Origin of the sequence: Lactiplantibacillus herbarum, from assembly GCF_001039045.1 — a bacterium.
Lineage (GTDB): Bacteria > Bacillota > Bacilli > Lactobacillales > Lactobacillaceae > Lactiplantibacillus > Lactiplantibacillus herbarum.
In genome coordinates this window covers 20,156-46,118 of the sequence record NZ_LFEE01000012.1, presented here as the reverse complement: position 1 = coordinate 46,118, position 25,963 = coordinate 20,156, and the positions used below count along the sequence as shown (strand labels likewise).

Annotated in this window: 28 protein-coding genes, 3 tRNA genes and 1 pseudogene; 1 reads left to right on the top strand and 31 read right to left on the bottom strand. The window is 43.3% G+C overall.

Going from position 1 to position 25,963, the window contains the following annotated elements; genetic code table 11:
• Nucleotides 1-2: 2 nt before the first annotated feature.
• The 23 genes from rpmD to rpsL form a co-directional block, all read right to left on the bottom strand.
• Complete coding sequence (gene rpmD / locus ACG95_RS03620) at nt 3-185, bottom strand: 50S ribosomal protein L30 (RefSeq protein WP_047999192.1); 183 nt, start codon at nt 183-185, stop codon at nt 3-5.
• Nucleotides 186-199: 14 nt separating this feature from the next.
• The gene (gene rpsE, locus ACG95_RS03615; RefSeq protein WP_047999191.1) at nt 200-700 is read right to left on the bottom strand and encodes a 30S ribosomal protein S5; all 501 of its coding nucleotides are present in this window, start codon (nt 698-700) and stop codon (nt 200-202) included.
• A gap of 20 nt (nt 701-720) precedes the next feature.
• On the bottom strand, nt 721-1,077 hold the full coding sequence (gene rplR, locus ACG95_RS03610; RefSeq protein WP_152668277.1) for a 50S ribosomal protein L18: 357 nt from the start codon (nt 1,075-1,077) through the stop codon (nt 721-723).
• Nucleotides 1,078-1,120: 43 nt separating this feature from the next.
• On the bottom strand, nt 1,121-1,657 hold the full coding sequence (gene rplF, locus ACG95_RS03605) for a 50S ribosomal protein L6 (RefSeq protein WP_047999189.1): 537 nt from the start codon (nt 1,655-1,657) through the stop codon (nt 1,121-1,123).
• 30 nt (nt 1,658-1,687) lie between these two features.
• Nucleotides 1,688-2,083, bottom strand: coding sequence for a 30S ribosomal protein S8 (rpsH, locus tag ACG95_RS03600; protein WP_047999188.1), 396 nt, complete (start codon nt 2,081-2,083; stop codon nt 1,688-1,690).
• Nucleotides 2,084-2,117: 34 nt separating this feature from the next.
• Nucleotides 2,118-2,303 (bottom strand): type Z 30S ribosomal protein S14, encoded by a 186-nt coding sequence (locus tag ACG95_RS14145; protein WP_082137291.1) that lies wholly within the window; start codon nt 2,301-2,303, stop codon nt 2,118-2,120.
• 20 nt (nt 2,304-2,323) lie between these two features.
• On the bottom strand, nt 2,324-2,866 hold the full coding sequence (gene rplE, locus ACG95_RS03595) for a 50S ribosomal protein L5 (protein ID WP_047999187.1): 543 nt from the start codon (nt 2,864-2,866) through the stop codon (nt 2,324-2,326).
• Between the two features lie 28 nt (nt 2,867-2,894).
• Complete coding sequence (rplX, locus tag ACG95_RS03590; RefSeq protein ID WP_047999186.1) at nt 2,895-3,206, bottom strand: 50S ribosomal protein L24; 312 nt, start codon at nt 3,204-3,206, stop codon at nt 2,895-2,897.
• Nucleotides 3,207-3,239: 33 nt separating this feature from the next.
• Nucleotides 3,240-3,608 carry a 50S ribosomal protein L14 gene (rplN, locus tag ACG95_RS03585; protein WP_003638070.1) on the bottom strand — a complete coding sequence of 123 codons (369 nt, stop codon included), beginning with the start codon at nt 3,606-3,608 and terminating at the stop codon, nt 3,240-3,242.
• A 42-nt stretch (nt 3,609-3,650) separates the two neighbouring features.
• Nucleotides 3,651-3,920, bottom strand: coding sequence for a 30S ribosomal protein S17 (gene rpsQ / locus ACG95_RS03580; RefSeq protein ID WP_047999185.1), 270 nt, complete (start codon nt 3,918-3,920; stop codon nt 3,651-3,653).
• Between the two features lie 22 nt (nt 3,921-3,942).
• A complete protein-coding gene (rpmC, locus tag ACG95_RS03575; RefSeq protein WP_003638068.1) occupies nt 3,943-4,137 on the bottom strand; it encodes a 50S ribosomal protein L29 in 195 nt (64 codons plus the stop codon).
• Nucleotides 4,127-4,561, bottom strand: a complete 435-nt coding sequence (rplP, locus tag ACG95_RS03570) for a 50S ribosomal protein L16 (RefSeq protein WP_047999184.1) — start codon at nt 4,559-4,561, stop codon at nt 4,127-4,129. The genes rpmC and rplP overlap by 11 nt, the downstream gene beginning before the upstream one ends.
• Nucleotides 4,562-4,563: 2 nt before the next feature.
• Entirely contained in the window at nt 4,564-5,217 is a 654-nt protein-coding gene (rpsC, locus tag ACG95_RS03565; protein WP_047999183.1) for a 30S ribosomal protein S3, read from the bottom strand.
• A 12-nt stretch (nt 5,218-5,229) separates the two neighbouring features.
• Nucleotides 5,230-5,577 (bottom strand): 50S ribosomal protein L22, encoded by a 348-nt coding sequence (gene rplV, locus ACG95_RS03560; protein WP_047999182.1) that lies wholly within the window; start codon nt 5,575-5,577, stop codon nt 5,230-5,232.
• Between the two features lie 20 nt (nt 5,578-5,597).
• Entirely contained in the window at nt 5,598-5,873 is a 276-nt protein-coding gene (gene rpsS / locus ACG95_RS03555) for a 30S ribosomal protein S19 (RefSeq protein ID WP_047999181.1), read from the bottom strand.
• A gap of 43 nt (nt 5,874-5,916) precedes the next feature.
• Nucleotides 5,917-6,756, bottom strand: coding sequence for a 50S ribosomal protein L2 (gene rplB, locus ACG95_RS03550; protein WP_047999180.1), 840 nt, complete (start codon nt 6,754-6,756; stop codon nt 5,917-5,919).
• Nucleotides 6,757-6,780: 24 nt separating this feature from the next.
• Nucleotides 6,781-7,074 (bottom strand): 50S ribosomal protein L23, encoded by a 294-nt coding sequence (rplW, locus tag ACG95_RS03545; protein ID WP_047999179.1) that lies wholly within the window; start codon nt 7,072-7,074, stop codon nt 6,781-6,783.
• A complete protein-coding gene (gene rplD / locus ACG95_RS03540) occupies nt 7,074-7,697 on the bottom strand; it encodes a 50S ribosomal protein L4 (RefSeq protein ID WP_047999178.1) in 624 nt (207 codons plus the stop codon). The genes rplW and rplD overlap by 1 nt, the downstream gene beginning before the upstream one ends.
• A gap of 18 nt (nt 7,698-7,715) precedes the next feature.
• Nucleotides 7,716-8,345 carry a 50S ribosomal protein L3 gene (gene rplC, locus ACG95_RS03535; RefSeq protein ID WP_047999177.1) on the bottom strand — a complete coding sequence of 210 codons (630 nt, stop codon included), beginning with the start codon at nt 8,343-8,345 and terminating at the stop codon, nt 7,716-7,718.
• A 37-nt stretch (nt 8,346-8,382) separates the two neighbouring features.
• On the bottom strand, nt 8,383-8,691 hold the full coding sequence (gene rpsJ, locus ACG95_RS03530; protein ID WP_047999176.1) for a 30S ribosomal protein S10: 309 nt from the start codon (nt 8,689-8,691) through the stop codon (nt 8,383-8,385).
• Between the two features lie 773 nt (nt 8,692-9,464).
• Nucleotides 9,465-11,558, bottom strand: coding sequence for an elongation factor G (fusA, locus tag ACG95_RS03525; protein ID WP_047999175.1), 2,094 nt, complete (start codon nt 11,556-11,558; stop codon nt 9,465-9,467).
• 145 nt (nt 11,559-11,703) lie between these two features.
• Complete coding sequence (gene rpsG / locus ACG95_RS03520) at nt 11,704-12,174, bottom strand: 30S ribosomal protein S7 (protein ID WP_047999174.1); 471 nt, start codon at nt 12,172-12,174, stop codon at nt 11,704-11,706.
• Nucleotides 12,175-12,190: 16 nt separating this feature from the next.
• A complete protein-coding gene (gene rpsL / locus ACG95_RS03515; protein WP_047999173.1) occupies nt 12,191-12,604 on the bottom strand; it encodes a 30S ribosomal protein S12 in 414 nt (137 codons plus the stop codon).
• A gap of 263 nt (nt 12,605-12,867) precedes the next feature.
• Between rpsL and ACG95_RS03510 the strand changes: the two genes are divergently transcribed.
• Nucleotides 12,868-13,548, top strand: coding sequence for a prepilin peptidase (locus tag ACG95_RS03510; protein ID WP_047999172.1), 681 nt, complete (start codon nt 12,868-12,870; stop codon nt 13,546-13,548).
• A 59-nt stretch (nt 13,549-13,607) separates the two neighbouring features.
• Here ACG95_RS03510 and rpoC read toward each other — a convergent pair.
• The 8 genes and pseudogenes from rpoC to ACG95_RS03470 form a co-directional block, all read right to left on the bottom strand.
• Nucleotides 13,608-17,250, bottom strand: a pseudogene (gene rpoC / locus ACG95_RS03505) (DNA-directed RNA polymerase subunit beta').
• Between the two features lie 17 nt (nt 17,251-17,267).
• A complete protein-coding gene (gene rpoB, locus ACG95_RS03500; RefSeq protein ID WP_047999171.1) occupies nt 17,268-20,870 on the bottom strand; it encodes a DNA-directed RNA polymerase subunit beta in 3,603 nt (1,200 codons plus the stop codon).
• 258 nt (nt 20,871-21,128) lie between these two features.
• Nucleotides 21,129-21,731: a TetR/AcrR family transcriptional regulator gene (locus tag ACG95_RS03495; RefSeq protein WP_047999170.1), complete on the bottom strand. Its 603-nt coding sequence runs from the start codon at nt 21,729-21,731 to the stop codon at nt 21,129-21,131.
• Nucleotides 21,732-21,943: 212 nt separating this feature from the next.
• On the bottom strand, nt 21,944-24,460 hold the full coding sequence (locus ACG95_RS03490; protein WP_047999169.1) for an ATP-dependent Clp protease ATP-binding subunit: 2,517 nt from the start codon (nt 24,458-24,460) through the stop codon (nt 21,944-21,946).
• An 18-nt stretch (nt 24,461-24,478) separates the two neighbouring features.
• Complete coding sequence (locus tag ACG95_RS03485; RefSeq protein ID WP_047999168.1) at nt 24,479-24,946, bottom strand: CtsR family transcriptional regulator; 468 nt, start codon at nt 24,944-24,946, stop codon at nt 24,479-24,481.
• 691 nt (nt 24,947-25,637) lie between these two features.
• Nucleotides 25,638-25,711, bottom strand: a tRNA-Pro gene (locus ACG95_RS03480).
• A gap of 53 nt (nt 25,712-25,764) precedes the next feature.
• A tRNA-Pro gene (locus tag ACG95_RS03475) sits at nt 25,765-25,838 on the bottom strand.
• A gap of 7 nt (nt 25,839-25,845) precedes the next feature.
• A tRNA-Arg gene (locus ACG95_RS03470) sits at nt 25,846-25,919 on the bottom strand.
• Nucleotides 25,920-25,963: the final 44 nt, after the last annotated feature.

Here is a 25,963-nt window from a genome sequence, read left to right as displayed (position 1 = left end):
AATTACTTAACGATTTCAACATCGATCAAGTGAGCGATGAGGAAAATTTGACCGCGAGTAGCTGCGTCATCAGGTTTAACAACTGAACTGTTAATCCGGCCTAAACCTAATTCCTTAACGATTTTACGTTGCTTAGGAAGACGGTGAGCAGCACTGCGTACTAAAGTGATCTTTAATTGAGCCATGTTGTTTGTCCTCCCTATTCAGCTAAGTGATCAGCTGAAACGCCACGTAATGCAGCGACTTGTTCAGCAGTCTTTAAGCTCTTCAAGCCTTCAAACGTTGCGCGAACAACGTTAACAGGAGTGTTTGAGCCTAATCGTTTACTAGTAACATCATCCACACCGGCTAATTCCATGACGGCACGAACGGCGCCACCAGCGGCAACCCCAGCACCTTCAACAGCAGGCTTAAGCAAAATACGGCCACCGCCGAATACGCCAAGTGCTTCATGAGGAATGGTGGTACCAACCATTGGTACAGAGATCAAGTTCTTTTTAGCAGCTTCGGAAGCTTTCCGAATTGCTTCTGGAACTTCTTGAGCTTTACCAGTACCGAAACCAACGTGTCCTTTGTGGTCCCCAACGATTACTAATGCAGCAAAACGTAAGCGACGACCACCCTTAACAACTTTGGTAATCCGGTTAATGGCAACAACGTTATCGTCAAGATCTAATTTTGATGGATCAATGAAAGTCATATGGTATTATTCCTCCTTTGTTAGAATTTAAGTCCGTTTTCACGAGCGGCTTCAGCCAAAGCTTGAACCCGACCGTGGTATAAGTAACCGCCACGATCAAAGACTACTTCAGTAATCTTCTTTTCGGCAGCACGTTTAGCAACAACTTCACCAACAGATGTAGCCTTTTCGGTATTGTTGTTACCCTTAACTTCGCTATCTAATGTTGAGGCACTTGCGAGCGTTACACCCTCTACATCATCAATAACTTGAGCGTAGATGTTTTTGTTTGAACGATAAACATTTAAGCGTGGGCGCTCAGCAGTCCCAGAAATCTTACCGCGAACACGTGCATGACGATGTTGACGTGTTTTGTTTTTATCTGGTTTGGAAATCACAATAGTCACCTCTATATATTAGTCTGAACAGCATTAAGCTGCATTATTTACCAGTTTTACCTTCTTTACGACGAACAACTTCGTCGATGTAACGAATACCTTTACCCTTGTAAGGTTCAGGTGAACGAATGGCCCGGACTTCAGCAGCAAAGTCACCGACAGCTTGCTTACCAATACCAGAGATATTGATGTGCGTGTTATCAGGAACTTCAACAGTTAAGTTTTCAGGCGTAGTGAATTCAACTGGATGTGAGTAACCAACGCTTAATACTAATTTCTTACCTTGTAATTGGGCACGGTAACCAACACCGACCAATTGAAGATTCTTAGTAAAGCCTTTGACAACTCCTTCAACCATGTTGTTGACATTTGCACGGGTAGTACCGTGAAGTGCCTTCATCTTGAAATCGTCTGATGGGCGGGTGAATTTAACTTCGTTGCCTTCAACCGTCATCGTAATGTCAGTAGAAATCTTACGAGTTAACGTTCCTTTAGGTCCCTTAACCGTAACAACTTCACCAGCTTGTGATACTTCTACCCCAGTAGGTAGTTCAATTAATTTATTACCAATACGACTCACTTAATTTGCACCTCCCGTCTTATTTAGATATTACCAAACGTAAGCTAAAACTTCGCCGCCAAGCTTCTTAGCGCGAGCTTCTTTGTCAGTAATGACACCTTCTGAAGTTGAGATGATAGCTACACCAAGACCATTTAAGACCTTAGGAACAGCATCAGATTTAACGTATGAACGTAAACCTGGCTTTGAAATACGCTTCAAGCCACTGATTACACGTTCGTTGTCCTTACCATACTTCAGGAAGACGCGGATGATGCCCTGTTTGTCATCATCGATATATTCAACGTCGCGAACAAAACCTTCATTTTTTAAAATTTCAGCAATGTTGCGTTTAATTTTTGATGCAGGAACTTCTAATGAATCGTGACGTACCATGTTAGCGTTACGAATACGAGTCAAGAAATCTGCGATTGGATCAGTCATCATGAAAGTTTAACCTCCTTTAACTTGGGTTCGTTTTTTACCAGCTGGCCTTTTTCATGCCAGGAATTTGACCTTTGTGGGCCAGGTCGCGTAGGCAGATACGGCACAAGTGGAATTTACGGTAAACTGAATGTGGACGACCACACTGTTCGCAACGAGTATAGTTTTGTACGTTATACTTTGCGCCGCGCTTTTGTTTAGCAATTTGTGATTTTTTAGCCAACTTCGATTAACCCCCTTGGATTATTTGGCAAATGGCATGCCAAATTGAGTTAACAACTCACGTGATTCTTCATCACTATCAGCTGTTGTGACAATTACAATGTCCAAACCGCGAACACGGTTAACATTATCATAGTTGATTTCTGGGAAGATCAATTGTTCACGGACACCCAATGTGTAGTTACCGCGACCATCGAATGAACGTGTACTAACACCATGGAAGTCACGAACACGAGGTAATGAAACGTTGATCAACTTGTCCAAGAAGTCATACATACGTTCGCCACGTAAGTCAACTTTGGCACCAATTGGCATACCTTCACGAAGACGGAAACCAGCGATAGATTTCTTTGCTTTAGTAACCAAAGGTTTTTGGCCAGAGATCAAAGTTAATTCTTCAACTGCTTCGTCTAAGTTCTTAGCGTTAGTAACTGCATCACCAACACCCATGTTTAAGACAATTTTTGATAGCTTAGGTACTTGCATTACTGAAGTATAGCTAAACTTGTCAACCAATGCTGGAACGATTTCTTTTTCGTATTGAGCTTTTAAACGGTTTTCCATGAATCTTGCTTCCTCCTTTCAGTCAGTCTTAGTTTTCTAAGTCTTTACCAGACTTTTTAGCGTAACGGACACGCTTGCCATCTTCACGACGAACACCTAAACGAGTAGGTTCGTTAGTAGATGGGTCAAGGATCATAACGTTAGAAGCATCAAGTGGAGCTTCGATGTCAACGATACCGCCTTGTGGGTTAACGTTCGTTGGTTTTTGGTGTTTCTTGATCTTGTTAACACCTTCAACAACGACACGGTTCTTGGCAGAGATAACTTTTTTAACAGTACCTTCTTGACCACGATCCTTACCGCTGATTACTCGAACTTTATCACCAGTTTTAATCAACATTAGGTTGCGCACCTCCTTATTTACGGTGTGTGACTAGAGAACTTCTGGGGCTAATGAAACGATACGCATGAAGTCTTTATCACGTAATTCACGAGCGACAGGTCCAAAGATACGAGTACCTTGTGGAGTCTTGTCATCACGAATAATAACTGCAGCATTTTCATCAAACTTGATGTATGAACCATCAGCACGGTGAACACCAGACTTAGTCCGGACGATCACAGCCTTGACAACATCATGAGCTTTGACAACACCACCGGGTGTTGCTTGTTTAACCGTAGCAACAATGATATCACCAATGTTAGCAGTTTTACGACCAGAGCCACCTAGTACCTTAATAGTAAGGATTTCGCGGGCACCGGAATTGTCAGCAACTTTTAAACGACTTTCTTGTTGGATCACAGTAAGTGTCCTCCCTTCGTGTAATTTAATTCAGCCAATAATCTAGATAATAACAGCTTTTTGAATAACTTCAAGTAAGCGGAAACGCTTAGTAGCTGATAAAGGACGAGTTTCCATGATTTTAACAATGTCGCCAATTTTAGCTTCATTCTTTTCATCATGCGCCTTGTATTTCTTTGAATAACGAACACGTTTGCCGTATACGGGATGATTCTTGTAAGTTTCTGTTACAACAACGATAGTTTTATCCATCTTGTCAGAAACAACGCGTCCTTGGATAACCTTACGGCTGTTACGAGTATCTTCACTCATTCGTGATTGCCTCCTTTATACTCTACTTGTTTAATTCTTGTTCACGCAACGCAGTTTTAATACGCGCAATGTTCTTACGAACTTGTTTTAAACGAGCGGTGTTTTCCAGCTGACCAGTGGCCAATTGAAAACGCAAGTTGAAAAGTTCGTCTTTGTAAGACTTTTCTTTTTCAAGCATTTCAGTAGTTGACAATGCTTTAATTTCCTTAGCCTTCATCTGATTCGCCACCTACTTCCTCACGCTTAACAATCTTAGTTTTAACAGGTAACTTAGTGCTTGCCAAACGTAATGCTTCGCGAGCAACTTCTTCAGGAACACCAGCAACTTCAAACATAACCTTGTTACGTTTAACTGGTGCTACCCAACCTGCAGGAGTACCTTTCCCATTACCCATACGTACACCAACACCCTTTTCGGTGAATGACTTATGAGGGAAAATTTTAATCCAGACCTTACCGCCACGCTTCATGTAACGGTTCATAGCAACACGTGCAGCTTCAATCTGCCGGTTACTGATCCAGTGTGATTCGAGTGTTTGTAACCCGTATTCACCAAAAGCAACTGTTTTACCGCCCTTTGATTCACCGCGCATTTTACCACGATGAACACGACGAAACTTAACCCGTTTAGGTACCAGCATGTCTAGTTTCCTCCTTTAGCAGATTTCTTTTCTGGCAAGATTTCGCCACGGTAGATCCAGGTTTTAACACCTAATTTACCGTAAGTAGTCATGGCTTCAACCCATGAATAATCGATATCAGCACGTAACGTATGCAATGGAACCGTACCGTCTGAGTATGATTCGACACGAGACATGTCGGCACCGTTCAAACGACCAGCAACTTGTGCTTTGATACCTTTGGCACCAGAACGCATAGTACGTTGCATAGCACCACGCATAGCACGACGGAAAGCAACACGGCCTTCTAATTGACGTGCAATACTTTCACCAACTAATTTAGCATCTAAATCAGGTTTCTTGATTTCGATGATGTTGATGTGTACTCGCTTACCAGTTAAATTGTTTAATTCTTTACGAAGAGCTTCAACTTCAGAACCACCCTTACCGATAACCATCCCTGGTTTTGCGGTATGGATTGAAATGTTAACACGATTTGCAGCGCGTTCGATTTCAATGGTGGAGACGGAAGCGTCGGCAAGTCGTTGTTCGATATACTTACGGATGCGTAAATCTTCGTTCAGGTAAGTAGCAAAATCTTTTTCAGCGTACCATTTTGCTTCCCAGTCGCGAATGATCCCTACACGTAATCCGGTTGGATTTACTTTTTGACCCACGCGTTATCCCTCCTATTTTTCAGTAACTGTAATTGTGATGTGGCTTGTCCGCTTGTTGATTGGAGAAGCAGAACCCTTGGCACGTGGACGGAACCGTTTTAAGGTTGGTCCTTCGTTTACAAAGGTTTCACTTACTACCAAGTCTTCACGATCTAAGTCAAAGTTGTTTTCAGCGTTAGCAACAGCAGAAAGTAAAACCTTTTCTACTACTGGAGAAGCACCCCGTGGAGTGAACTTCAAAATTGCTAAAGCTTCGGCAACACTTTTACCTCTGATAAGATCGACAACTAGGCGGACCTTACGAGCGGCAATACGAACAGTCTTTGCAGTTGCACGTGCAGATGTTACTTGTTCAGCCATTCTTTATATCCTCCTAACTATTACTTTGTTTTCTTATCGTCTGTTCCATGACCATGGAAAGTCCGTGTAGGTACAAATTCGCCTAACTTATGACCGACCATGTCGTCTTGAACATAAACGGGGACATGCTTACGACCATCATAAACAGCGATTGTATACCCGATGAAACTTGGGAAAATTGTTGAACGACGTGACCACGTCTTAATGACAGTTTTCTTGTCAGAATCAGATTGAGCATCGATTTTCTTTAATAAATGCGCATCTGCGAAAGGACCCTTCTTTAAACTACGACCCATTCGTGTGACCTCCTCTCGATAACTACAGTAATTTCAAATATGATTAGTGCTTGCCTGGACGACGACCACGAACGATAAGCTTGTTTGAACGAGCCTTCTTGTTACGAGTCTTCTTACCAAGAGTCTTCTTACCCCATGGAGACATTGGAGATGGATGACCAATTGGAGCTTTACCTTCACCACCACCATGAGGGTGATCGTTAGGGTTCATTACAGACCCACGAACTGTTGGGCGTTTACCTTGCCAACGAGTACGACCGGCCTTACCTGAGTTGATCAATTCATGTTGTTCATTACCAACAGTACCGATAGTAGCACGGCCAGTTAATAGAACTAAACGAACTTCACCAGAAGTCAAACGAATAATAGCGTATTTGCCTTCCTTACCAAGTAATTGTGCTGAAGTACCAGCTGAACGAGCTAATTGCCCACCCTTACCAGGCTTCAATTCAATATTATGGATAACAGTACCAACAGGAATGTTGTTTAATGGTAATGCGTTACCAACCTTGATATCGGCATCGACACCTGATTGAACTTGCATACCAACTTCCAAACCTTTTGGTGCTAAAATATAAGATTTGATACCATCAGCGTATACTAACAATGCAATGTTAGCAGTACGGTTAGGATCGTATTCGATTGCTTTAACGGTTGCAGTAACATCATCTTTAATCCGCTTAAAGTCAACCAAACGGTATTGTTGCTTATGACCGCCACCACGATGACGAACAGTAATGTGACCATAACTGTTACGACCGGCTGTGTGGCTTTGTGATTCTAATAATGACTTTTCTGGCTTCGTCTTTGTGATTTCTGAGAAATCTGAAGCAGTCATATTACGACGGCCGTTAGTGGTTGGTTTATACTTCTTAATACCCACTAGAGTTACCTCCTAAAATTAGATTTATTGTTGATCGTCGTTGAACAACTTGATTTCGTTAGAATCAGCACTTAAGGTAACAATGGCCTTACGACGTTTCTTAGTGTAACCGGCGTAACGACCTTGACGCTTAAGCTTTCCTTTAACGTTCATGATGTTAACTTTAACGACTTTAACACCGAAAATTTCTTCGATTGCTTTTTTAACTTGGGTTTTGGTTGCCTGTACGTTGACATCAAAGGTATAGCGCTTGTCGTCCAAGTTAGCCATTGATGATTCAGTAACTACAGGGCGTAAAATTACATCGCGTGCTTCCATTATGCGAGCGCCTCCCCTAATTGTTCGAGGGCTTTTTGGGTAACGACTAATTTGTCACTATTAGCGACATCTAAGACGTTAACACCTTTGGCTTTAAGGATCTTAACATTTGGTAAGTTACGACCTGCCAAAGCAGCCTTTTCATTGTCATCTTCAACCAAAACAAGTGCTTTGGTATCGACGTTGAGGTTATTCATTACTTTAACAAATTCCTTAGTCTTTGGTGCGTCGAAAGCAATGCTATCAACTGCAACTAAGCTGTTGTCTAAGACCTTTTGTGAAAGGACAGACTTCAAAGCTAAGCGCATAACCTTCTTAGGTAATCTGTAGCTGTATGAACGAGGGGTTGGTCCGAAGACAATCCCACCTTTACGCCATTGTGGTGAACGGATAGAACCTTGACGAGCACGACCGGTACCCTTTTGACGCCATGGTTTACGACCACCACCGCGACGAGCACTACGGTTCTTAACTGCGTGAGTTCCTTGACGCATTGATGCACGTTGCATCAAAATTGCATCAAAAACAACGTTTTCGTTTGGTTCAATACCAAACACAGCGTCGTTCAAAGTAACGTCACCATTTTGCGTACCGTCTTGTTTGTATAATGCTACGCTAGTCATGTATTATGTCCTCCTTCCTTATTTACTCTTTACGGATGTTTTAACCGTAATAAATGATTTGTTAGCGCCAGGGACATTCCCTTTGATTAACAATACGTTGTTTTCAACGTCGGCACGAACAATTTGTAAGTTTTGCATCGTACGTTGGTGATTACCCATACGACCTGGTAACTTCTTACCTTTGAATACCCGGTTGATAATGGCACCCATTGAACCAGGACGACGATGGTAACGAGAACCGTGAGACATAGGTCCACGTTTCTGACCATCTTTATGGACATTACCTTGGTAACCATGACCCTTAGTGATACCCGTAACGTCAACGGCGTCGCCAGCTGCGAATAAATCAGCTTTGAGTTCGTCACCTACTGTGTATTCTCCAAGCTCAACATTACGAATTTCACGAATGAAGCGCTTAGGAGTCGTTTTTGCTTTTGCTGCATGACCTTGAGCAGGTTTGTTCGTCAAGATTTCACGCTTGTCGTCAACACCTAATTGAATTGCTTCGTAACCGTCATTTTCAACAGTCTTAACTTGCAACACAACGTTGGGTTGAACTTCGACAACAGTAACGGGGATTAATTCGCCGTTATCAGTGAAAACTTGCGTCATTCCTACCTTTTTCCCTAAGATTCCTTTAGTGGTCATGAGTACACCTCCAATAAATTGATTTTAGTTTAAGAAATTAAAGCTTGATTTCGATATCAACACCACTAGGCAAGTCTAACTTCATTAATGAGTCGACTGTCTTTGGCGTTGGGTTAACGATATCAATTAAACGCTTGTGAGTCCGCATTTCGAATTGTTCGCGTGACTTTTTGAACTTATGTGGTGAACGTAAAACAGTATATACTGTCCGTTCAGTTGGTAAAGGAATTGGACCTGAGATAGTAGCACCAGTTCTCTTTGCCGTTTCCACAATCTTGTCAGCTGACTGATCTAGAATACGGTGCTCGTATGCCTTTAAGCGAATACGAATTTTTTGCGTTGCCATTGTTGTGACCTCCTTCGTCTATTTTGAAAATAAGACTAGCTCCGTGAAAATTACCGCCACACCATGACAACGTGGTCGGGTGTGTCGCAACCTTTCACATCAAAGCTAACTACGATTACTTGATGTTGAGGATATAACTATCCCCTTCTAAATACCAAGCACATTCTATAATATATGAAAAGCTCTGTAATAGCAAGTGTTTTCACACTTTTTTTATAACCATCGCTGTAGACCGAGTTATCTTTTTTGAACCAGCTCAATTAATGTAACATAAAATCCATTTGATTAATAGCGTTTGTGCTTAATTAATTTCAAGCTTAAGTTTCTAGGCTTGATCGGGCTGGTTCATTACGTCTATCAAATACTAAACCTGCTACCAATGTCTTAATGACACTGTCAGCCATATAATGCATTTGATAACCGCACTTAACTTCTGATCTAACGAGCCACCACAATGACTTAGAGACGCTGTAACAGCCTAATTAATTAGCAATTCCTACTATAGTAATACGTTGACTCTCTATTGACCAGTAATACCACCTACAACTTTTAATATGGCTATTAGGTCTCATGTGAGCACGGATACACGTCATTGATACCTACTTACATTCCAGCAAGCGGTAAAGTATCCTAGCAAGCGCGACAGATCATTATATGATAACTATCCAGGCCTCTTCACATCGTTTACTACATTACAATGCCCCTTTTTATTCGAGACCAACAAAAAAAAGACGCCAGCATCACTGCTAGCGTCTTTCGATCAATCATCGAACTTAGGCAGGGTTGCCACCGTTCTTCTTGATGATTTCTTCTTGAACTGACTTTGGAACCTTTTCGTAATGGTCAAAGGTCATCGTGAAAGTACCACGACCCTGAGTAGCTGAACGTAATGTGGTTGCATAACCAAACATTTCAGCCAATGGAACGTAAGCGTGAACTTCTTGTGCGTTCCCACGTTCTTCCATACCTTCGATATTACCACGACGAGCGGTAACGTGACCCATAACATCACCTAAGTAATCTTCTGGGGCAACGATATCAACCTTCATGATTGGTTCGAGGATTACGGGACCAGCTGACTTAGCAGCATTCCGTAATGCTAATGAAGCGGCAATCTTAAAGGCTGCTTCACTAGAATCGACATCATGGTAAGAACCATCGTATAACTTGGCCTTAACGTCAACCAATGGGTAACCAGCTAACACACCGTTAGCCATTGATTCGCGTAAACCTTGTTCTACTGAAGGGATGTATTCACGAGGAACAACCCCACCAACGATAGCATCTTCGAATTCGAATCCTTTACCTTCTTCGTTAGGTGTGAATTCAACCCAAACATCACCATATTGACCTTTACCACCAGATTGGTGAACGAACTTACCTTGGACCTTAGTTTCCTTGGTAAATGCTTCACGATAAGAAACTTGAGGCGCACCAACAGTGGCTTCAACGTTAAATTCGCGACGCATACGGTCAACGATGATATCCAAATGCAATTCACCCATCCCGGCGATCAAAGTTTCACCAGTTTCAGGGTTAGTTTCAGCCTTGAAAGTAGGATCTTCTTCAGAAAGCTTTTGTAAGGCAACGTTCATCTTATCTTGGTCAGCCTTAGTCTTAGGTTCAACGGCAACCTGGATAACGGGATCAGGGAATTCCATTGATTCCAAGTGATATGGATGGTCAATAGAAGTTAATGAGTCCCCAGTAGTCGTGTTCTTCAAACCAATAGCAGCGGCGATATCACCAGAGAATACTTCTGGGATTTCTTTCCGTTGGTTAGAGTGCATTTGAAGTAAACGACCAACACGTTCACGCTTGTCCTTAGTTGCGTTCAAGACGTATGAACCGGATTCCAAGGTACCTTGGTATACACGGATAAACGTCAAACGACCAACGAATGGGTCGGTAGCAACTTTAAAGGCTAAAGCAGCGAAAGGCTTGTCATCACCGGCAATTAAGTCGATGTTTTCATCAGTATCAGGATCAATGGCCTTGTATGGCTTAACATCAAGTGGTGATGGTAAGTAATCAACCGTAGCATCCATCAACATTTGAACACCCTTGTTCTTGAAGGCAGAACCAGCAAGAACTGGGAAGAATTCAAGTGCTAAAGTACCCTTACGAATGGCAGCTTTGATTTCAGCTTTTGAAATTTCTTCACCACTAAGGTATTTTTCCATGATACCGTCATCAATGTCAGCTAAGGCTTCGATTAAGTCATCACGAGCAGCTTGTGCGTCTTCTTTGTATTCATCAGGAACGTCGATTGTATCCCATTCAGTACCAAGCTTATCTTCATCATAAAGGTCAGCCTTCATTTCGATTAAGTCAATGACCCCTTCGAAATTGTCTTCGGCACCAATTGGTAATTGGATAGCGTGGGCGTTAGCTTGTAAACGATCATTGATCGTACTTACAGAGTACTTGAAGTCCGCACCGATCTTGTCCATCTTGTTAACGAAAACGATACGAGGAACGTTATACGTTGATGCTTGACGCCAAACCGTTTCAGTTTGAGGTTCAACACCAGATTGGGCATCCAAAACAGCGATGGCACCATCTAAGACCCGGAGTGAACGTTCAACTTCAACAGTGAAGTCAACGTGTCCTGGGGTATCGATGATATTGATTCGGTGGTCTTTCCATTCAGCAGTAGTAGCTGCTGAAGTGATAGTAATCCCACGTTCTTGTTCTTGGGCCATCCAGTCCATTTGTGAAGCACCATCATGGGTTTCACCAATTTTGTGAATTTTACCAGTATAGTACAAGATACGTTCAGTCGTAGTTGTTTTACCAGCATCGATATGAGCCATGATACCAATGTTACGGGTCATATCAAGCGAGAATTCTCGTGTATTAGCCATTAGAAAATGTGTTACTCCTCTCAATTTTAAATGGAATTAACAATAATTAAAGCATGTTTCAAAAAATGACTACTATATGCTCGCATATAATAGTCACCTTCTTTGTGATCAGTTAAAGGCTTGCTTTAACCATATCACGGAAATATTACCAACGATAATGTGCGAAGGCACGGTTGGCTTCAGCCATTTTATGCGTATCTTCACGCTTCTTAACAGAAGCACCAGTATTGTTAGCAGCATCCATGATTTCACGAGCTAACCGGTCGGCCATAGTATGTTCGCCACGTGAGCGAGCATATTGAACGATCCAACGAAGAGCCAGCGTAGATTTACGGTCTGGACGAACTTCGATAGGAACTTGGTAGTTAGAACCACCAACACGGCGGGCCTTAACTTCAAGTACTGGCATAACGTTCTTCATAGCTTCTTCGAAGACATCTAAAGGTTCGTTACCAGTTTGTTCTTTAATTTGATCAAAAGCATTGTAAAGGATCGTTGAAGCAGTACCACGTTTACCATCTAACATTAAGTGGTTAATTAAACGCGTTACTAACTTTGAATCATACATTGGATCTGGCAAAACTTCGCGTTTTGCAGGTGCACCTTTTCTTGGCATTTAACTTACCTCCTTATTATTCCTTTGGCTTCTTGGTACCGTACTTAGAACGACTTTGACGACGGTCTTCAACACCGGCAGTATCCAAAGTCCCACGGATAACATGGTAACGAACACCAGGTAAATCCTTAACACGGCCACCACGAATCAAAACAACACTATGTTCTTGGAGGTTATGACCAATACCAGGAATGTAAGCAGTAACTTCAATTAAGTTAGATAAACGTACACGTGCGTATTTCCGTAAAGCCGAGTTAGGCTTCTTAGGAGTCATGGTACCGACACGAGTAGCCACCCCACGTTTTTGTGGTGCTGGGTTCTTGGTAGCAACCTTCTTGTAACTGTTATACCCGAAGTTTAAAGCTGGGGCATTTGATTTTGATACTTTAGTTTTACGACCCTTACGAATCAATTGATTAATTGTAGGCATATTCTAAAGTGTCCTCCTTCCAAAATTGTCTGATTTTAAGTCCACACATCCAGGTGGTTCTTTTTAAGATAAAAAGAAATGCCTGAAGCATGGTAATTATGCGCTTAGCCGACCAGTCAGCATGTCTGCATTCCTATACAGGAATCTGTCTGCAAAAAGCACCTTTACTAGATTAACACGAGCTACGATTACTGTCAACAACCAGCATGAAAAAATAAACGAGCTTTTCATTGCGTACTTACTATCTGAAAGGTGGTCTGACAATGTTACTTGGTTACTACTTTATTATCGGCGCTTGTCTTGGTTCCTTTATCACCTGTCTGGCAGAACGGATCAGTAGTTGTCAGCCTATTCTAGGCAATCAGCGATCCCAGTGTCCCAACTGTCATCATCAGTTACGCGTTTGGCAACTAATTCCAATCATCGGTATCGTTGCCCAACGTGGTCACTGCTACGACTGCCACGCATCAATCAATTTACGATCAACGCTGATTGAATTATTATTCGGGCTGTTATTAGCCACTAATCTTGGCCCCACCCCTTGGCAACAACTTCCTTTAATTATGGGCTACGTTGTTTTACTTTTCAATAGCCTGACGGACTACCTCACCTTTAATATTTATCCAGCAACTCTGATTATACCAGGCATCCTCGGTTACTGGCAATCCCCACCCCGTTTTGACAGCAACACCCTAATTTTAGTCACCCTATTACTGGGACTCTACTCTCTAGCACGCTTTACACACCAATTCGGATTAGGTGACGTGGACGTCCTCCTTATGATCAGTCTAATGGCCCCAGCACCCACGATTATCAGTAGTCTAATGCTTGCGAGCTTTGCTGCCCTACTTGTCAGCATTATCACTACTGTTCGCCGCCTCCCCTTCGTGCCCTTCATCAGCTGGGGATTCATCATGATAACTCAGCTGTCCTTGGCCTACTAACGCTTTCAAACACAAAAAGGACGACCAAAATGGCCGCCCTTCTCAGATTCGCTTAGCAATTACTTGCTAGCATCTTGTTCTTGCATTTGTTTTTCAAGGTCACTGATTGAGTAAACGCCGTCAGCAACGTTACCAACTTCCTTAGGCTTGATATGACGATAGATCGGCATACCAGTACCAGCAGGAATAATCTTACCAATGATAACATTTTCTTTCAGACCGATCAGAGGATCGTTCTTACCACGAATAGCTGCATCAGTTAAGACACGCGTTGTTTCTTGGAATGAAGCGGCTGATAAGAAACTGTTCGTTTCCAAAGCAGCTTTGGTAATCCCAAGAATAACTGGCCGTGACGTTGCAGGAATCCCACCGGCGATCAAGGTCTTGTAGTTCTCATCCTTGAAGTCAGCAATATCCAATAACGTCCCAGGTAAGACATCGGTATCGCCCGGATCCATGACCCGAACTTTCCGAAGCATTTGACGAATCATGATCTCAACGTGCTTATCGCCAATTTCAACCCCTTGCATACGGTAAACCTTTTGGATTTCACGTAGCAAGTAGTTTTCAGTTGATAAGACGTCACGAACTTGAATCAATTGCTTAGGATCGATTGAACCAACGTTTAACGCAGCACCACGGTGAATGAAGTCTCCTTCACTAACCGCCATACGAGCAGTTAACGGTAAGGTATACGTACGAGTATCAGTTTCACCCTTAATCGTAATTTCCTTAGTCCGTTCCGCTGGATTTTCTTCAATCAATTCAACGACACCAGTAACTTCGGTGATTTCAGCACGCCCTTTAGGGTTCCGTGATTCAACAATTTCTTGAACACGAGGTAACCCTTGGGTGATATCATCCCCGGCAACCCCACCAGTATGGAAGTTCCGCATGGTTAATTGGGTACCAGGTTCACCGATTGACTGAGCCGCAACGGTCCCAACAGCTTCACCAACTTCAACTTCATCACCAGTAGCCATATTACGGCCGTAGCAATGTTCACAGACCCCATGCTTCGTGTTACAAGTGAAAGCAGAACGAATGGTTACTTCTGCAACACCAGCATCAACGATCTTGTGAGCAAAGTCTTCATCGATTAAGACGTTTTGACCAATAATTTCTTCATGCGTTTCAGGGTCGAAGACCGTCTTCATTGAGTAACGACCTAAGATACGGTCATACAATGGTTCGATGACTTCGTTACCTTCCATGATGGCTTCAATACGCAAGCCACGGTCAGTTCCACAGTCTTTTTCACGAACAATAACGTCTTGGGCCACATCAACTAGCCGTCGAGTCAAGTAACCTGAGTTGGCAGTCTTCAAGGCCGTATCGGTCATCCCTTTACGGGCACCATGGGTCGAGATAAACATTTCCAAGACAGATAAACCTTCACGGAAGTTTGACAAGATAGGCAATTCCATGATCTTACCGTTAGGCGCAGCCATCAAACCACGCATCCCGGCTAACTGAGTAAAGTTTGAGATGTTACCACGAGCACCAGAATCACTCATCATGAAGATAGGATTATCTGGACTGAAACTTTCAATCAGTTTTTGTTGAATTTGATCCTTAGCATCGTTCCAGATACCAATGATCCGTTCATAACGTTCGTCATCAGTAATTAAACCACGACGGAACTGTTTTGAAATCGTGTTAACTTGTTTGTGGGCTTCTGCAATGATTTCTGGCTTTTCTTTCAAACCAGTAATATCGGCAACCCCAACCGTCAAACCAGACTTAGTTGAAATGTTATAACCTAAGTCCTTCATACGGTCAAGCAAGAGTGACGTTGCCGTCACGTGATACTGCTTGTAGACTTCGGCGATAATATCAGCCAGGAAGCCCTTCTTAAATGGTGGAATAATTTCCTGTGCATCTAAGAATTGGTGAATATCTTCACCAGGCTTCAAGAAGTACTTGTCAGGCGTTTCACCGACCAAGTTATCATTAGTTGGTTCGTTCAAGTAAGGGAACTTCTTCGGTAAAATATCGTTGAAGATGGCCTTACCAACGGTTGTAACTAAGACACTTGAGCGTTGTTCTTCAGTAAATGGCTTACTAGGCAATGATGAGACTTGCAATCCAATTCGGCTGTGCATGTGCACGTAACCAGATTGGTAAGCCTTTTGAGCTTCATCCAAGTCCTTGAAAATCATACCTTCGCCTTCACGACCAACTTCTTCAGTCGTCAAGTAGTAGTTACCGATAACCATATCTTGAGATGGCGTAACAACGGGTTTCCCGTCCTTAGGCGCCAAGATATGATGAGCAGCAAGCATCAATAACCGAGCTTCAGCTTGAGCTTCGTCTGATAAAGGTAAATGGATGGCCATTTGATCCCCATCAAAATCGGCATTGTAAGCTTCACAAGCCAATGGATGGAGCCGCATTGCTTTACCACTAACCAAGACGGGTTCGAACGCTTGAATCCCTAAACGGTGAAGCGTAGGGGCCCGGTTCAACAGTACTGGATGTTCTTTGATGACGTCTTCTAAGACACCCCACACATCATCGTCAGCATGTTCAATCTTACGCTTAGCATTCTTGATGTTAGAAGCTAATTCACGTTTAACCAATTCTTTCATAATGAACGGTTTGAAGAGTTCCAACGCCATTTGACGTGGTAAGCCCATTTGGTTCATCTTCAAGAAAGGTCCAACGTCGATAACCGAACGACCAGAATAATCGACACGCTTACCAAGTAAGTTTTGACGGAAACGACCTTGCTTCCCTTTCAACATGTGTGAAAGAGACTTCAAAGGACGGTTACCAGGGCCTGCAACGGGACGTCCACGACGGCCGTTATCGATCAAGGCATCAACGGCTTCTTGTAACATCCGCTTTTCGTTCTGTACGATAATCCCAGGTGCGTTTAAGTCTAACAAACGCTTCAACCGGTTGTTACGGTTGATAACCCGACGGTACAAATCATTCAAGTCAGAAGTGGCGAAACGCCCACCTTCCAATTGAACCATTGGTCGTAAATCAGGTGGGATAACCGGAATCGCATCCATTACCATCCAAGCCGGTTCGTTACCAGAAGTAACGAAGGCTTCGATGATATCAAGACGACGAACGGCACGTGTCCGCTTCTGACCAGAAGCTTCTTTCAAGGTTTCCTTTAAATCGCGGGCTTCTTTTTCAAGTTCCACGCCATTTAATAGTTGCTTGATGGCTTCGGCACCCATTGCGGCTGAGAATTCATTGCCGTATTGAGCTTTCTTTTCACGGTATTCACGTTCAGAAAGCAACTGTTTCTTTTCAAGTGGTGTGTTACCAGATTCGATAACAACGTATGAAGCGAAGTAGATGATTTCTTCAAGTGCACGAGGGCTCATGTCTAGGACTAAGCCCATCCGACTAGGAATACCCTTAAAGTACCAGATGTGTGTAACTGGTGCGGCAAGTTCGATGTGACCCATCCGTTCACGACGGACTTTACTACGAGTTACTTCGACCCCAACAACGGTCACAGACGATACCCTTATAACGAATCCGTTTGTATTTACCACAAGCACATTCCCAATCCTTAGTAGGACCAAAAATCCGTTCATCAAACAGACCGTCTTTTTCAGGTTTCAATGTCCGGTAGTTAATGGTTTCTGGCTTTTTGACTTCGCCATATGACCAGCTGCGGATCTTGTCTGGTGATGCCAGACCGATCTGCATGCTCTCAAACTTGTTGACATCGATCAAAGGACCGACCTCCCTTTTTATTGATTATCTTGCTGTACGTTGGTTGTTTCAGAAGGCTTTGCTGCATCAAGTTTTGCCTTGTCAGCGGCCTTTTCATCCTGCTGTTGTTTGAACTTGCTGAGTGCATCAACGTTAACGACATCATCGTCTTCATCGTCCATGTCCCGCAATTCAATTTCTTCTTCACCAGCATCTAAGACTTTCATATCAAGTCCTAAAGCTTGTAATTCCTTAACCAACACACGGAAGGATTCAGGAACACCAGGCTTAGGAATTGGTTCGCCCTTAACGATCGCTTCGTAGGTCTTAACACGACCAACCACGTCATCAGACTTGTAAGTCAAGATTTCTTGTAAGGTATAAGCAGCACCATAAGCTTCTAAGGCCCAAACTTCCATTTCACCGAAACGTTGGCCCCCAAATTGCGCTTTCCCACCAAGTGGTTGTTGCGTAACTAGAGAGTAAGGTCCGATTGAACGAGCATGGATCTTATCGTCAACCATGTGACTAAGCTTCATATAGTGCATGACACCAACGGCAACACGTTTATCAAACGGTTCACCAGTCCGACCATCATAAACGATCGACTTAGCATCAGAGTCAACACCGGCTTCACGGATTGCATCCCAGATATCTTTATCTTGGGCACCATCAAAGACAGGCGTAGCCATGTGAATACCTAACTTACGAGCAGCCATTCCCAAATGCAATTCGAGCACTTGCCCGATATTCATACGAGAAGGCACACCCATGGGACTCAGCATGATGTCGATTGGGGTACCATCTGGCATGTACGGCATGTCTTCTTCAGGAACAACGATTGAAACCGTCCCCTTGTTACCATGTCGTCCGGCCATCTTGTCACCAACTTGGATCTTACGCTTTTGAGCAATGTAGACCCGAACCATCATGTTGACGCCAGGAGATAATTCATCACCGTTTTCACGAGTGAAGATCTTAACATCCTGGACGATCCCGCCACCACCATGAGGAACCCGAAGTGAAGTATCACGTACTTCGCGGGCCTTTTCACCAAAGATAGCGTGTAACAAACGTTCTTCAGCTGATAATTCTGTAACACCCTTAGGAGTTACCTTACCAACTAAGATATCGCCATCCTTAACTTCAGCACCGGTCCGAATAATACCGTCTTCGTCAAGGTTCTTCAAAGCGTCTTCCCCAACGTTAGGGATTTCGCGAGTCATTTCTTCAGGTCCAAGTTTCGTGTCACGTGCTTCTGATTCATATTCTTCAATATGAATTGAAGTGTAGACGTCTTCTCGAACTAAACGTTCATTAATAATGATGGCATCTTCGAAGTTATAACCGTTCCAAGTCATGAAGGCAACTAATGGGTTTTGCCCAAGGGCTAATTCCCCACCTTCCATTGCTGGTCCATCGGCTAAGACTTCGTCGTTATCAACGAAATCGCCAACTTTGACAATTGGACGTTGGTTGTAGTTCTTACCACCATTAGAACGACGGAATTTCATTAACTTGTAAGTGTCAAGTGAACCATCATCACGACGTACTCGAACTTCACGAGCATCAACGTATTCAACGGTCCCTTCATGACGACAGATCAAAGCGATCCCTGAGTCATGAGCTGCCTTGTATTCAATCCCAGTCCCAATTAATGGCGCATGTGGGTTAAGCAAAGGAACAGCCTGACGTTGCATGTTGGCACCCATTAAGGCACGGTTAGAGTCATCGTTTTCCAAGAAAGGAATACATGCCGTGGCAACGGCAACTACTTGTTTAGGTGAAACGTCCATGTAGTCAACACTAGTGACTGGCGTTTCCAAGTTTTCTTCCTTGTTACGAGCTAAAACAGTGTCTTCAACGAATGCACCATCGTCAGTTAAAGGTGAGTTGGCTTGTGCGATCACAAATTGATCTTCTTCATCGGCTGCTAAGTAGTCGATCTTGTCAGTAACCTTATGCGTTGTCCAATCGACACGTCGGTATGGCGTTTCGATGAACCCGTAATGGTTAACTTTGGCATATGAAGACAAACTATTGATCAAACCGATATTAGGGCCTTCAGGAGTTTCGATTGGGCACATCCGACCGTAGTGGGTATAGTGCACATCTCGAACTTCATAACCGGCACGATCACGAGTCAAACCACCAGGTCCTAAGGCTGATAAACGACGCTTATGCGTCAATTCACCTAACGGATTGGTTTGATCCATGAATTGTGACAATTGTGATGAACCGAAGAATTCCTTGATTGAAGCAACTACTGGACGAATGTTAATCAATTGTTGTGGCGTTACCGTCGCAGCATCTTGAATTGACATCCGTTCACGCACAACCCGTTCCATCCGAGATAACCCGATACGGAATTGGTTTTGCAATAATTCACCTACGGAACGAATCCGACGGTTACCCAAGTGATCAATATCATCAGTTGCGCCAATACCTTCTTGTAAGTTAAAGAAGTAGTTGATTGAAGAAATGATATCAGCAGGCAAAATGTGCTTGAACTTCAAGTCAACATTGCCATTACCAATCACGTTAACAACCCGTTCAGGATCATTTTGTGAGTAGACCTTTACCACTTGCACGATCATTGGATTAGTAACAACGGCTTCATCTGAAGGCGTGTACGTAATCGTCTTGAAATCATCACGATCCAAGTATGGTGCTAACTTAGCCATGACGTTCTTGTCGATAACAGTATCCTTTTGTGCAATAACTTCACCAGTATCAGGATCAGCTAGCGTTTCAGCTAACGTTTGATCCATCAAACGGGTCTTCATGCTAAGCTTTTTGTTGACCTTGTAACGACCAACTGGAGCGAAGTCATAACGTTTAGGATCAAAGAAACGAGCCGTTAATAAGCTACGTGAGCTATCAGCCGTCTTAGGTTCACCTGGACGTAGTCGCTCGTAAACATCCTTTAAAGATTCTTCAACACGTGAATCATCGGTATTCTTGTGAACGTCTTTTTCCAACGTTAACATCATACTGTCGGTTTCACCCAACATGTCGATGATTTCGTCATCAGAACCGTAACCTAACGCACGAACTAATTCGGTTAACGGAATTTTCCGAGTTCGGTCAATTCGTACGTAGGAAATATTCTTAGCATCGGTCTCTAATTCCAACCAAGCACCTCGGTTAGGAATAACCGTGGTACCAAAGCTTGGACGACCATTTTTATCTAATGATTCATTGAAGTAAACTCCGGGTGAACGAACCAATTGTGAGACAATGACCCGTTCGGCACCGTTGATAATAAACGTCCCTTGTTCAGTCATTAATGGGAAATCACCGAAGAATACATCTTGCGACTTAATTTCACCAGTTTCATGGTTAGTCAAACGTAGGGTAACGTGTAATGGTGCTGAGTAGTTAGCATCATGTTCACGAGCTTCTTCGACGGTGTACTTTGCTTCTAATAGTTGATAGTCGACAAATTCAAGTGAAAGTTTCCCTGCAAAATCGTCGATTGGCATAATATCTTCAAACATTTCTCGGAGACCTTCATCCAAGAACCATTGATAAGAATCGCTCTGGATTTCGATCAGGTTAGGCAGATCAAGAACTTCCTTGATACGCGCATAACTTCTACGAGTACGGTGTTTACCGTATTTTACTAAATGTCCGGCCAAGTTGTTCACCCCTTCTTATTATTCCGGAACCCGACCGCCACCCAGTCTAATATTACATTTGTGTTACAAATGCGTTTTTGACTGAATTTTAGGCATAAAAAAACCAAAAATAGCCCTTTAAGTTGACTATTTTTGGATTTATATTGACGACCTGCGCAGACAATAGATTGCGCAGTCGTTCGAGTTCACGGTTACAGACAAGTTATAATATACAACGATTAACCCTAGTTGTCAACAGCTAGACTCGCTGATAACCGGCTAGGCTTCTGGTTTAGTGGCAACTCCGAACAGGATCATCTTCAAGAGAATTTGAACCCGCGTCCGCTCATCCACATTGGGATCACCGATCCGGTGAAAATTATTAAATAATGGACTCAAACTGGTGATATAGAAGCTTGCTGCCATCTGGGCGGTCACCCCTGCTTGTAAGTGCATGTTAGGTTGTTCAAAGACCGCCTGAATCGGTTGAACATAGTCAGTTGCAAAGACCCCCGCTAATTGTCCAATGTGCTCTGGCGACAAGGCTTTAAAGCTCGAGTGAATTAACGAGAACACGTCCGCGGGATGTTTATGGGTTAATAGCAGTGACACATCCGTTAATTGATCGAGTGCCGACTGTTCCGTATTCTCCCGAATCTCATCAATTCCGGTTTTGATTTCAGCGCCAACCGTTGTAATCACCGCTAAGAAAATAACTTCCTTATCTTTAAAATGATGATACAGTGCCGGTTGGGTAATACCAATCGCATTAGCAATGTCACGAGTACTCGTAGCTGCATACCCATTCTTCAAAAAAAGTTCCCTGGCCGTATCTAATATTGCTTGGTGGGTTTTCGCCATTTGTTCCGCGCGCGTCACCATGCCATCATCTTCTTTCTACACTTTATTTTCTATTATAATCTACACTAATAAGAAACGCACCACCAGCTCGGATTATTTAACCGACTATTAACACTAATCCTGTCAAATACTCTAATTAACAAAAAGAGCCGTAACCATAGCCCCAACACCATTAGACACTTCATCTAACAACTATAGGTACCCTCTGGCACGACTCTCTGTTATTTACTTAATTATTTAGACGTCACGGCTGGCCGATCGTCTGTTTTGGGTTGGTCCTTGATATTGATCGTAATTGCACCTTTGCTGGCGCCAATCGTGACCTGATCATTAACCTTAATGGCGCCGGTTAACAATTCTTCACTCAAGCGATCTTCAATTTCCGTCTGTAATGCGCGTCGGATTGGCCGTGCACCATATTCGGGATCAAATCCGGCTTTCGCAACCACGTCGATTGCTGCTGGCGTAATCTTGATCTTGATACCCTGTTGCGCTACCCGGTTCACAATCTCTTGTGACATCAACTTAACGATTTCATGTAACTCTTCCTTATTTAAGGAATGGAAGACGATCGTTTCATCGATTCGGTTCAAGAATTCTGGTCGGAACGCTTGTTTCAAGGTTGCACGAATCGTTGCAGCAACTGCCTTGTCATCGTTAGCCTTATCCGCAGCGCCAAAGCCGACCGACTTCTCATCTCGAAGCGTAGTTGCACCTAGGTTAGATGTCATAATCAAAATCGTGTTACGGAAATCAACTTTGCGACCCTTTGAATCAGTCAAGTAGCCATCATCCAACACTTGCAACAAAATGTTGAAGACATCGGGATGAGCCTTTTCAACTTCATCAAATAGGACAACGGAGTATGGCTTTTGACGAACCTTTTCCGTTAACTGGCCACCTTCGTCGTAACCCACATAGCCCGGTGCTGAACCAATCAAACGACTGGTCGAGTAACGTTCCATGTATTCCGACATGTCAATTCGGATCATGTTGTCTTCAGAACCAAACATCGCAGCGGCTAAAGCCTTAGCTAATTCAGTCTTACCGACACCCGTTGGTCCCAAGAACATGAAGGAACCGATTGGCCGACTTGGATCTTTCAATCCGCTACGTGCTCGCCGAATTGCTCGAGCTACTGCAGAGACAGCCTCTGGTTGACCAACAACCCGTTCATGCAAGATTTTTTCAAGATTGACTAGTCGATCACTTTCGGATTTTTGCAGCTGAGTTAATGGTACCCCAGTCCACTCCGCAACGACTTGGGCAATATCTTCACCCGTCACTTGTAGATCATAATGTGGTGTCGCTGTTTCATCTGCTGGATCCTGTGATTCTTTGCTAGCCGCAATTCGATCGAGACGTTGTTTCAACTGCATTTCCTGCTTACGGATATCAGCAGCCTGTTCAAAGTCTTGCGTTTCGATAGCCTTTTCCTTGTCATCACGTAACTGAGCTAGCTTATCCTGGTTCTTAGATTGCTTCGTTGGCTGATCCATCTGATCGATTCGGACCTTAGCGGAAGCTTCATCCATCAAATCAATCGCCTTATCTGGTAAGAAACGATCACTAATGTAACGACTTGATAAGGTCACAGCCTGTTCGACTGCTTCATCCGTAATCGTCACGTGGTGATGTTCTTCGTAACGTGGCCGTAAGCCAGTTAAGATTTCAACTGCTTCGCTTTCAGTAGGTTCATTGACCATGACAGTCGCAAACCGTCGTTCTAACGCAGCGTCAGATTCAATGTACTTTTGGTATTCGTTAAGTGTAGTTGCCCCAATCGTTTGAAGCTCGCCACGTGCTAATGCAGGCTTCAAAATATTCGAAGCATCAATGGCACCTTCAGCACCACCAGCACCGATCAATGTGTGTAATTCATCGATGAAGAGGATGACATGACCATCGTTATAGATTTCGTCGATCACTTTCTTCAAGCGGTCTTCAAATTCACCACGATACTTGGTCCCAGCGACTAATGAGCCCATATCGAGCATCATCAAACGTTTGCCAACCATATCACTAGGAACATCACCAGCAACGATCTTTTGGGCTAAGCCCTCAGCAATCGCCGTTTTACCGACACCTGGTTCACCAATCAATACGGGGTTGTTCTTCGTCCGTCGTGACAAGATCTGAATGACCCGCTTAACTTCCTTAGAACGACCAACAACTGGATCCATTTCCTTCTCACTAGCCAACTGTGTTAAATCACGTGCTAAGGAATCAAGGGTTGGAGTTCCTTCGGCTTTCTTGCCGCCACGAGCAGCCGCCGCGTTGTTACCCTTACGTTTGCCAGTCGCGTCACTGACACCAAGCTTCCGTAAAACAACTTTCCGCGTCTGGCCTAAATCTAAGTTTAAGTTCATTAAAATACGCGAGGATAGGATACTTTCATCAGATAACATGGCTAATAAGAGATGTTCCGTACCAATCTTAGTGGCACCTAGACGCTTAGCTTCATCACCAGCAACAGATAAGATTTCCTTTGCTTTTGGTGAGTAAGGTAGATAGGTATCCTTGCCAACGTTACTCAACGTCCCATAGCCAGTAAAACGTTCGATTTCTTCGCGAATATCGTCTTCGCTGATCGTATACTGCTGCAAGACCTTATTAGCAATCCCATTCTTCTCAATTGCCAATGCCAATAATAGATGTTCCGTACCAACTGCCTGATGTTTAAAATACTTGGCCTGTTCTTGCGCTAAAATTAAAACGCTCTTGGCACTAGGGGTAAATAAGTTATCCATTGCGATTCCCCGCTTTCTTTAGCTTTCATAACGTAAATGATTCAAAATACCGATAATTATGCGGGCCCGGAGACTACTCTCGACATCCCGATCCGTAACACCCAGCGTATTGTGATCAGTAGCGACCAAAATCAGCTGTGCTTCACGATGGCTTAACACTTCGTCTTCATATAGACTCTGAACAACCGCGTAAGCATCCCGCTGTGTAATGGAATCACCAATGACTTGAATAAGGGTGTCCAAAACATCGGCGTCATCAACCAGATTAACCTTTTCGATGCGAATATAACCGCCACCACCACGCTTACTTTCTACTAAGTAACCGTTCTGAATGGTGAATCGTGTCTTAATCACATAATTAATCTGTGAGGGTACCACGTTGAACAGCTCAGCAATTTCTGAGCGTCGAATTTCAACATGCTCCGAGTCTGCTAAAATGCTTTTTAAATACTTCTCAATAATATCTGAGATATTCTGACTCTGCATGTGCCTCACCCTTTTCATTATCTTTGACTAATATTGACTTTTATTATACGAGGATAATGAAAAAAAGCAAAGAATTTCGCTTCAAGTGCGTCCCATTGCGGGTACCTGATGGTTGTTAAATCATAGTACGCCCCCTACTTGCTTTCAATTGATTAGGTCGCGCAACCCCGCATAAAATCAATTTGTTGTACCAACCACTATTCATAAAACTTCCTATTTAAATATCAACCTCAAAAATAATGAGTAACGTCGTGGCTGCTAACCCCATCATTACCCACTCAATCTGTGACTAGTATCCTTTTCAATAATGATCAATCAAATTAAAGTTTAGATACATCTAATCAATACTTTGTATCCTAACTAGCCGTACGGGGGAGTTTGACAGTGCTCAGGCATGAAATTACACTTAGCTGAGTGGTTTGCTCAGGTTAGTGTAAGGCCGAGTTTTGAGATTGCAAGCGTCCTAGGCTTGTGAGCTCCAAAATCGTGCCCATGGCGTTCCAGCGCTGTCAGACTGCCCCGGTAGGCGGATAAATCTGCACTGTACACAGGGCAGGCTAAAAGTTCAACGAGTACAACGCGTATTCATATTTATAGAAGCTAACGTATTTACAACTGAGCCATTTCTATAGGCAAATTTTGAGTACAAAAAAATCCAGTCAAATGACTGGATTTAGTGGTTTAGTCGTAATCGGGAAAACAGGATTTGAACCTGCGACCCCTACGCCCCGAACGTAGTGCTCTACCAAGCTGAGCTACTTCCCGGTAAAACTTCAAACAAAAAGCCCTAGTTAAATAACTAAGACTGTTACAATTGATCGGGAAAACAGGATTCGAACCTGCGACCCCCTGGTCCCAAACCAGGTGCTCTACCAAGCTGAGCTATTTCCCGATATCGATGCACCCAGTAGGAGTCGAACCTACAACCTTCTGATTCGTAGTCAGACACTCTATCCAATTGCGCTATGGGTGCTTTATTAAAATGCCGAGGACCGGGGTCGAACCGGTACGGTTATT

Bases quoted from the DNA above. Each gene is read 5' to 3' on its own strand.
- rpmD (WP_047999192.1), bottom strand. From the start codon at position 185: ATGGCTCAATTAAAGATCACTTTAGTACGCAGTGCTGCTCACCGTCTT.
- rpsE (WP_047999191.1), bottom strand. From the start codon at position 700: ATGACTTTCATTGATCCATCAAAATTAGATCTTGACGATAACGTTGTT.
- rpsH (WP_047999188.1), bottom strand. From the start codon at position 2,083: ATGATGACTGATCCAATCGCAGATTTCTTGACTCGTATTCGTAACGCT.
- rplE (WP_047999187.1), bottom strand. From the start codon at position 2,866: ATGGAAAACCGTTTAAAAGCTCAATACGAAAAAGAAATCGTTCCAGCA.
- rplX (WP_047999186.1), bottom strand. From the start codon at position 3,206: ATGTTGATTAAAACTGGTGATAAAGTTCGAGTAATCAGCGGTAAGGAT.
- rpsQ (WP_047999185.1), bottom strand. From the start codon at position 3,920: ATGAGTGAAGATACTCGTAACAGCCGTAAGGTTATCCAAGGACGCGTT.
- rpmC (WP_003638068.1), bottom strand. From the start codon at position 4,137: ATGAAGGCTAAGGAAATTAAAGCATTGTCAACTACTGAAATGCTTGAA.
- rplP (WP_047999184.1), bottom strand. From the start codon at position 4,561: ATGCTGGTACCTAAACGGGTTAAGTTTCGTCGTGTTCATCGTGGTAAA.
- rplV (WP_047999182.1), bottom strand. From the start codon at position 5,577: ATGGCTGAACAAGTAACATCTGCACGTGCAACTGCAAAGACTGTTCGT.
- rpsS (WP_047999181.1), bottom strand. From the start codon at position 5,873: ATGGGTCGTAGTTTAAAGAAGGGTCCTTTCGCAGATGCGCATTTATTA.
- rplW (WP_047999179.1), bottom strand. From the start codon at position 7,074: ATGGAAGCACGCGATGTAATTTTACGCCCTGTAGTTACTGAATCATCA.
- rplD (WP_047999178.1), bottom strand. From the start codon at position 7,697: ATGACTAGCGTAGCATTATACAAACAAGACGGTACGCAAAATGGTGAC.
- rplC (WP_047999177.1), bottom strand. From the start codon at position 8,345: ATGACCACTAAAGGAATCTTAGGGAAAAAGGTAGGAATGACGCAAGTT.
- rpsJ (WP_047999176.1), bottom strand. From the start codon at position 8,691: ATGGCAACGCAAAAAATTCGTATTCGCTTAAAGGCATACGAGCACCGT.
- fusA (WP_047999175.1), bottom strand. From the start codon at position 11,558: ATGGCTAATACACGAGAATTCTCGCTTGATATGACCCGTAACATTGGT.
- rpsG (WP_047999174.1), bottom strand. From the start codon at position 12,174: ATGCCAAGAAAAGGTGCACCTGCAAAACGCGAAGTTTTGCCAGATCCA.
- rpsL (WP_047999173.1), bottom strand. From the start codon at position 12,604: ATGCCTACAATTAATCAATTGATTCGTAAGGGTCGTAAAACTAAAGTA.
- ACG95_RS03510 (WP_047999172.1), top strand. From the start codon at position 12,868: ATGTTACTTGGTTACTACTTTATTATCGGCGCTTGTCTTGGTTCCTTT.
- ACG95_RS03495 (WP_047999170.1), bottom strand. From the start codon at position 21,731: ATGGTGACGCGCGCGGAACAAATGGCGAAAACCCACCAAGCAATATTA.
- ACG95_RS03490 (WP_047999169.1), bottom strand. From the start codon at position 24,460: ATGGATAACTTATTTACCCCTAGTGCCAAGAGCGTTTTAATTTTAGCG.
- ACG95_RS03485 (WP_047999168.1), bottom strand. From the start codon at position 24,946: ATGCAGAGTCAGAATATCTCAGATATTATTGAGAAGTATTTAAAAAGC.